The following is a 3,109-nucleotide window of genomic DNA, read 5'->3' on the forward strand; positions in this document are numbered from 1 at the left end:
CCTCGAAGGCGATCGGCGTCAGGGGATCACCGAACGGCCTTCCCGGCACACCGATCTCGGTCCGGCTGCCGGCCAGACCCTCGGCGCAGGCGCTCAGGAATCCGGGCAGATCAGCGGTGGCGACCGCGCCCTTCGACACCGCTCCACGAAACAGCCGGTCCGTCGCCTCGCGGATCGACAGCACGACGGGTGCGATCGCCACCGCTGAGGATACCGCCAGCGGCCTTTCGCCAAGCTCGGCGGCGCGAAAGCGGCTCGCCGCGTCGGCGAAGCGGGCAATCTCGGCCGGATCTTCGAAGCGGTCGAACGTCCGCCCCGGATCGCCGCGCAGCACGACGGTGTTCGCCGTGTCGAGCGCAAGCAGGCCGCCGGTGAAGCGGTGCGGGGTCCATGATACCGTCATGGCCAAAATCTAACCGATAAATCGTATTTGACAAGTTAGATTCAGCGATGCAACCTCACTCCGGATGCGGTGGTCTCCGCAGCCTTTTGAGCATGCTGTTGGCCAGGACCGCTTCGCACTTTTGGGCGGCATGCTTCGAGGTTTTGCATGCTCTATTTCTTCCAGCAGGTGCTGAACGGGCTGCATTCGGGCGCGCTGTATGCGTTGCTCGCCTTTGGCTATGTGCTGACCAACGGCATCCTGCACCGCACCAATCTCGCCTATGGCGCGTTGTTCGCCTTTTGCGGCCAGACCATGATCCTGACCGCGGCCTTCGGCTATCAGGTGCTGTGGCTGACGCTGCTGGCGGCGGTGGCGCTCGGCGTCGTCGCTGCGTTCCTCTATGCCGCGCTGATCAGCCACGTGCTGTCGCGCAGTGTCTTCGAACCGTTGGCCGACCGCACGCCCAATGCAATCGTGGTGACGACTCTCGGCATCCTGCTGCTGCTGTCCGAAGCGAGCCGCATCGCCGCCGACACGCATGATCTGTGGCTGCCGCCGATGCTGGCGGAGCCCATCGTTTTCGCGCAGGGCGCGACCTTCAAGGCAACGCTGACGCTCATCCAGCTTATCGACTGCGCCGTGGTGGTGGCGGCAATCGCGCTGGCAAGCTGGGCTTTTGCCCGGTCGAGCTTCGGACGGTGCTGGCGCGCCGTCTCCGACGACCCCAAGGCTGCCGCGATGTGCGGCGTCGACGTACGCGCGGTGTTCCGGCACGCGGTGCTGTTCGGCGGCTTCTGCGCCGCGCTGGCCGGCGTCATGGCCGGGCTCTATTACGGCAATGTCAGCTTCGGGTCGGGCCTCGTCTACGGACTGAAGATCCTGTTCGTGACGGCGGTCGGCGGCTATCTCTCGCCACCGCGCGCGGCGCTCGGCGCGGCCGTCTTCGGCATGGCCGAATCGCTGTGGGCCGGCTATTTCCCGGTCGAGTGGCGCGACGCGTGGATGTACCTGTTCCTGGTCACGACGCTGATCCTGATCGGCGCCGGCCGCGACACCGGCAAAATCGCCTGAAAACGTCAGACTTTGGTTGCATGACGCGAGGGCAGATCGCCGGTATTGGGCACTGTCTGCCATGCGATGATATTCGCTGCCTCTATCCTTGTTGACCCGTCAGTCCACGCGCGGCATACCGTTGGACCACGTGGCGTGACGGACAAAAAGGGGGAAGCCGGCACGCCTCCGGTACAAGGGAGGAATGCATGGCAGGGCTTCTCGCTCTATCCAGGACTATTGATCGCGCCAACGAGTTCATCGGCAAATGGATATCGTGGCTGATCCTGCTGGCGATCCTGGTGAGCGCCGCCAACGCCATTATCCGCAAGGTGTTCGACATATCGTCGAACGCTTGGCTCGAGCTGCAATGGTATCTGTTCGGCGCCGCCTTCATGCTGGCCGCCGCCTATACGCTGAAGCAGAACGAACATATCCGCATCGACGTCGTCTACGGCCTGTTTCCACGCCGCGTGCAGCACTGGATCGACCTTTTCGGGCATGTCTTTTTTCTGATGCCGTTCGTGACGCTGATGGTGATCTATTTCGTTCCTTATGTGTCGCTGTCGTTTCGCAGCGGCGAGATGTCCAACAATTCCGGCGGCCTGATCATCTGGCCCGCCAAGGCCATCCTGCTCGTCGGGTTTTTCCTGCTGGCGCTGCAGGGCATCTCCGAGATCATCAAGAAGATCGCCATCATGCGCGGAGACATGGACGACCCCAATCCCTTCATATCGGTGCATGAGCAGGCCGAACTCGAAGCCAAGGCGCTGGCCGACGAGGTGCGTTCGTGATGGAGTTCATCGCGCAGAACATGGCGCCGATCATGTTCGCTTCGCTGATCATCTTCCTGCTGATCGGCTACCCCGTCGCTTTTTCCTTGGCCGCCAACGGCTTGATGTTCTTCTTCATCGGTGTGCTGCTGTCTCCCTATTCCGGAGGATCGATCAACCTCGCCTGGCCGCTCCTGCACGCATTGCCGGATAATTTCTACGGCAGCCGGGTGATGTCGAACGACACGCTGCTGGCCATCCCGTTCTTCACCTTCATGGGCATCGTGCTCGAGCGATCGGGCATGGCCGAAGACCTGCTCGACACGATCGGCCAACTGTTCGGGCCAATCCGCGGCGGCCTCGCCTATGCGGTGATCTTCGTCGGCGCGCTTTTGGCGGCGACCACCGGCGTGGTGGCGGCTTCCGTCATCGCCATGGGCCTGATCTCGCTGCCGATCATGCTGCGCTATGGCTATGACCGCCGGCTCGCATCCGGTGTCATTGCCGCCTCCGGCACGCTTGCCCAGATCATCCCGCCGTCGCTGGTGCTGATCGTGCTTGCCGACCAGCTCGGCCGCTCGGTCGGCGATATGTACGCGGGCGCGTTGATCCCGGGCCTCGTGCTCACCGGCCTCTATATGTCCTATATCCTGATCATGTCGATCATCCGGCCGAACTCGATGCCGGCGCTGCCGCTCGAGGCCCGTACACTTGGCCATGGCGTGATGTCGCTGCTGGTGGCTTTGCTGGTCACATCGGCGGTTTCCTACGCGGCATATCGTTATCTGGCGCCGGCGCATGGCGACAATGCCGACATTCTTGGCGCGACTGCCGGGGTGCTGTTCATCTACATCGTCGCCATTGCCGACAAGCGCCTGAACTTCAACATGATGTCCAGGCT

The 3,109-nt window shown here is 62.9% G+C and carries 4 protein-coding genes; 3 read left to right on the forward strand and 1 reads right to left on the reverse strand.

Features of this window, described 5'->3' with window-relative positions; translation table 11 throughout:
• A partial coding sequence (locus EN925_RS29755) for an ABATE domain-containing protein (protein ID WP_128337130.1) occupies positions 1–403 on the reverse strand: 403 nt, incomplete at its 3' end.
• Between the two features lie 147 nt (positions 404–550).
• Between EN925_RS29755 and EN925_RS29760 the strand changes: the two genes are divergently transcribed.
• The 3 genes from EN925_RS29760 to EN925_RS29770 form a co-directional block, all read left to right on the forward strand.
• A complete protein-coding gene (locus EN925_RS29760) occupies positions 551–1,456 on the forward strand; it encodes a branched-chain amino acid ABC transporter permease (protein WP_064992905.1) in 906 nt (301 codons plus the stop codon).
• 188 nt (positions 1,457–1,644) lie between these two features.
• Positions 1,645–2,229 carry a TRAP transporter small permease subunit gene (locus EN925_RS29765; RefSeq protein ID WP_013528212.1) on the forward strand — a complete coding sequence of 195 codons (585 nt, stop codon included), beginning with the start codon at positions 1,645–1,647 and terminating at the stop codon, positions 2,227–2,229.
• A partial coding sequence (locus EN925_RS29770; protein WP_128337131.1) for a TRAP transporter large permease subunit occupies positions 2,229–3,109 on the forward strand: 881 nt, incomplete at its 3' end. The genes EN925_RS29765 and EN925_RS29770, both read left to right, overlap by 1 nt.

It is taken from the genome of Mesorhizobium sp. M7A.F.Ca.US.006.04.2.1, from assembly GCF_004022915.1.
In the GTDB taxonomy this organism is placed as follows: domain Bacteria; phylum Pseudomonadota; class Alphaproteobacteria; order Rhizobiales; family Rhizobiaceae; genus Mesorhizobium; species Mesorhizobium ciceri.

Bases quoted from the DNA above. Each gene is read 5' to 3' on its own strand.
- EN925_RS29760 (WP_064992905.1), top strand. From the start codon at position 551: ATGCTCTATTTCTTCCAGCAGGTGCTGAACGGGCTGCATTCGGGCGCG.
- EN925_RS29765 (WP_013528212.1), top strand. From the start codon at position 1,645: ATGGCAGGGCTTCTCGCTCTATCCAGGACTATTGATCGCGCCAACGAG.